The sequence below is a fragment of the Shinella sp. M31 genome, assembly GCF_049199205.1.
Lineage (GTDB): Bacteria > Pseudomonadota > Alphaproteobacteria > Rhizobiales > Rhizobiaceae > Shinella.
This window is the reverse complement of the sequence record NZ_JBLZPH010000204.1, coordinates 1-4,061: the sequence shown is the minus strand read 5'-3', so window position 1 is coordinate 4,061 and position 4,061 is coordinate 1. Positions and strand designations below refer to the sequence as shown.

Annotated in this window: 5 protein-coding genes; all 5 read right to left on the bottom strand. The window is 59.2% G+C overall.

Annotated elements, in window-relative coordinates; genetic code table 11:
• Window positions 1-2,068, bottom strand: a 2,068-nt coding sequence (locus ACOZKU_RS27795; RefSeq protein WP_421581617.1) for a hypothetical protein, incomplete at its 3' end; no start/stop codon positions are given.
• On the bottom strand, window positions 2,004-2,480 hold the full coding sequence (locus ACOZKU_RS27790) for a DUF6950 family protein (protein ID WP_421581616.1): 477 nt from the start codon (window positions 2,478-2,480) through the stop codon (window positions 2,004-2,006). The genes ACOZKU_RS27790 and ACOZKU_RS27795, both read right to left, overlap by 65 nt.
• A gap of 8 nt (window positions 2,481-2,488) precedes the next feature.
• Complete coding sequence (locus ACOZKU_RS27785) at window positions 2,489-3,085, bottom strand: hypothetical protein (protein WP_421581615.1); 597 nt, start codon at window positions 3,083-3,085, stop codon at window positions 2,489-2,491.
• Window positions 3,085-3,807, bottom strand: a complete 723-nt coding sequence (locus ACOZKU_RS27780; RefSeq protein ID WP_421581614.1) for a hypothetical protein — start codon at window positions 3,805-3,807, stop codon at window positions 3,085-3,087. The genes ACOZKU_RS27785 and ACOZKU_RS27780 overlap by 1 nt, the downstream gene beginning before the upstream one ends.
• A gap of 2 nt (window positions 3,808-3,809) precedes the next feature.
• Window positions 3,810-4,061, bottom strand: a 252-nt coding sequence (locus tag ACOZKU_RS27775; protein ID WP_421581613.1) for a hypothetical protein, incomplete at its 5' end; no start/stop codon positions are given.

The following is a 4,061-nucleotide window of genomic DNA, read 5'->3' as shown; positions in this document are numbered from 1 at the left end:
CCACCTTATCGGTAGCCGCGTTGAAGGTTCCGCCGCTGACCGTGCGATAAATCGCCATAGTCACGGCATGGCTATCGTTTTTCACCGAAACGTTGAACGGCGCCGTCCCATAGTGCGGGCTCGCGCTTGCCTCGGTGAAGGAAGCCAGAGCTTGGGGGGCGACATTGTCGGTGGCTGTGAACAATTCTTGAGTTGCTGACCATGTGCCGTAAATGCCTCTGGCCGTGATATATACGGCCTGAACCTGAAGTAGAGTGTCCGGCGGGACCGGTGCGGTACTGACCGTTATTTGTCCACCAGTAATCGACGTTTCAGGGAATTTCTGCTCGACCCATTCGCCTGGCACACCGCCCCCTGCGTCTTTCAAGCGGTACCGCACGGCGACAGTCTTGCCTGCCACAGACGCGGCATCGCCGCTAGCAACATCAATGACGACGCGCAAGAAGGCGGCCCCACTCTTCGGTACGGCAACAACGCTATGGATCGTCGGGGTGAGAATGCCCTGAATTGCGGGCTTGGCGGGGATCGGCGGCCGTTGGCCTTCGTCCGTTGCCGGTGTCCATGCGTCAATGTTTTCGGGATGCTTCACGAAATCCATCGTGAAGCCGCCCTTTGTGAGCGCCAGGACAGAGCGCCTGTTCTCGACAATCATGCCGTTCAGCGCACGCAGACCAAGCGGCGTTTCAAGACGGTTCCAACGGCAGTAGATTGAGTTGATCCCAGAGAGGCGGACATCAAGCGTCCCCTTCTTCTTCTCCTGGAAGCGCCTCCAGTCTCGGATGCCGAGACGTCGCGCCTGACGCCACTGCGTGCACCAGCCATAATCGGCTTCTTGCGCAAGCACGCGACCGGCGGCGAGTTGCGCGGCGGTGTCCTCGAAATAGTCGGTGTCGGAGGTGGTGAAGTCCGTTTCTGGAAAGGTGAATTTCGGAATTAGACGGTTGCACTCGTCCTTGAACAAAACATCGTGCTGAAGCTGATAACCGGTTACATCGCGGTCCTTGAGCGTTCCGCAATATTTCTCGCGGAATTTGCCGACCACAAAAAGAATGGCGCCGTCACCACGCTCGCAAAGCCAGCCGTCGCACGACGCCAGAATCGCATTCGTGCCGACTTTTGGATCGTGTTCCGCCGTCGCAAAACCGTCGCAGAGATATCTTTTTTCAGTGCCTCCACCTGATAATGGCACGTCTTCGTCGCACACGTCAGCCTCTTCCTTCCACATGTCGATCACGGGAAGGATGGCCTTTTCGTAGTTGCGTCGATGGCCGAACTCACTGAAGCACTGGTGCCATGCCATGATAAGCGCGGCGTTACGTGAAAACACCCAGGCGGCAGGGTTCGACGGGTCCTCGTCGATCCGGAAATCCCATACGAATGCACCGTCCACCTCAACGGTGAATCGAGGCGCTCCATATGGGAACCGCTTCATGAAATTCTGGACGGATGGCGACTTGGCGATGTAGGCGATCGAAGCCTGACCGTCGCCGCGATGGTTGTTCGTCCAAACATCATCAGCAGAAAGAGCGGTAACGAGGTCCGCGTAGGCCGTCTCTGGATTGTTGCCCAGGCGATGGAAAAGCTGGACGACGTTGTTTCCGTACCGGCCTCCCGCCAACTCAACTACAAAGCCAGATCCGTCGATCGTGACCTCATCGTCGTGCAGCCAGCGGCGGTTTATCGCGCTGATCTTGTGGCCTGCGATGGCTTGGACGGCATAAAGGTTGTCTCCAACCGCCTCCCACAACATCATCGCCCCGGCGACGCGACGACGACCTACGACCCACTGGCGATAAGGAATTTCCTGCGTTAGGGGCTGCTTGCCGGCTTCGCTCTTTGGCGGCTTCGGCGCCAAAGCGTACTGCAGGCCGATAGAAACGGCCGTGGTGGCTATAGCGGAGGCTAGACTCGCCGTCGAAATGGTAGCGGCGCCAATGGTTACCGATCCGGTGAAGCCGATGCTGACAAAAAGCGGCGTCAGGATCGGATCGAAAACAACCTGGCTATAAAGAGAGGTCGTGTGCCCCAAGCCGTAACGCTGGAGCATCATTCTGCTGTGAAAACTCAAGAGGAAGCCTCCAAGCCGCCACCATCTCGGCACGGCGGGCGATCACGCCAGCGGGAGAAATCGAGGCCCAAAGTGGGCCAAATCTGATTGCACCGACCTCGGCGACAGCGACGTCATCTGCGCACTCCCCCGCCAACATGCGGACGAGGCCGATATCGCCGTCTTGAGGATCATCCGTACGGGATGCGCCAACGTTCGACAGGTGAATTTCCATGAACTTTAACGGGCCGCCGAAGTCCGCCATAACGGCGTGCGCTCCAGCCTTCGTGCTGTAGGTGCCACGCAGAGGGGCTGCGGGGTCGGTTCCCGTACGCTCGGCAATCCAAGTTGCGCAGAACGTCATGCAGTCGTCGCCGCCTGCCCCGCCCCATCGAAAGCGATGCGGCAGGCTCAGGAATTTCTTGATGTTCATCGAATGCCCTAAGCTGGCCAAGCAGGCTGAACGCCGCGCGCAATGCGGGAGGTGTTGTCGCAGAAGCGATCTGTCGCTGAGATTGCCTTCTGATGCGCGGATGACCACAACGATCGGGCTGGCCGGCTTCGCGTCTCGCTGCCGGCAGCAACGACGAGCCCGAGCGTCAGCGATCTGTTTTCTGCGCCCATAACAGTTGGGCTGGATTCAGTCGGGTGGCTTGCCGTCCCGCACCACAGAGGCACGATCTGGCTCATTGGCTGGTAGTAGTCATCCAGTGTCGTGATGCCGACAAAAACGTCAGCTCCGCGGACCGGCGGAATGCTCTCCAAAACCTTTGCACCGCTCGAAGGGTCGACGCCAGACATCGCGAACTCGACGCTGTCAGCCGTTCCATTTACCAGTGTCTCGAGCGTTGGGACGCCAATCAGGCGCCCGCCACCTTGATAAACCGCCCCGGCTTCGTCGACGCTTTCGATTTGAATTGGAATGTCATTGACGCCGAGCCATACGCGCAGAGCGGGAACGGTCGCGATATGCAGAAAAATGCCGAGCTGGTGGCTTTCCGCCAATGCATCGACGACATTCGAGGGAACCCAGTCCATCAGGCCTCCACGAAGCGAATATCCTGCTTGATTGAGAAAAACGCCTCCGTCACGGACGGCAGGGTGAAGTCGGCAGGAAACCGGCCGGCGAATCGCGGTCGGGCAAACTCCACGCGCGTACCGGCGGTAACGGCCTCACGCAGTGGCGGGTTGATCGCCAGCGTGTAGGTGCCGTCGATCGATGAGGGCGCACTGATGACTTCCCAGTATCGATAGGCTCTCCACCCCTTGGTTGGGTGATAGATTGAGAACCAATCACTGTGACGCAGGCGCCTTGACAGGCCCGTTGTCGTCATTACCAAGACGCCGGCATTGAGTGCCGCATTCGAGACGACTTCGCCAGAAACAGTCGCCTGGCTGTACCCTGCGCCGTCAGAAAACAGCACCCCGTCCGAATGAGGTATGCCGGTCGCATATGGTGCGGCTAGGCCGCCCACCTTCGGGAAGGCACCCCACCAATCCGTTGGAATCGGAACATTGACTAAACGAAAGCTGCCATTGAGGCGTGCGCCAAGCCAATTGATATACTCAAACTGCTCCGGCTCAGTGATCTTGCACTCTTCGTAGGATGCCGAGAGAAGACCGCCTCCCGATAGCTCCGTAGCCGCCGGCTCTCCAGCGATCGGGCGCCCGCCCTCAAGTGCAGCACCCTTTATGTCGACTGGCGTCCGAGAGGGCGCCAGAAAATCGATTTCGACAGTCGGCAAGCCGATGAATGCCATAGCTAACCCTTGTCTGTTTGGTAGCTCGCCTGCACAGAACCAAACCCGCCGCGGCGCATCTGCTCGTTTTGCCCGGCGAGGGCTTCATTGACGCCCTGCTTCACGAGCATGCGGACATGGTCATCACCATTCGCGCCTTGGATCTGCACCGTTAGTGCGGATTCGTTGCGAACGACGCGAGGGCCACCCGAGGGATTAAGGCGCGGCGCGCGAGGGGCATTGATCTTGGTGTGATCCGTGACGGTCTCGCGCGG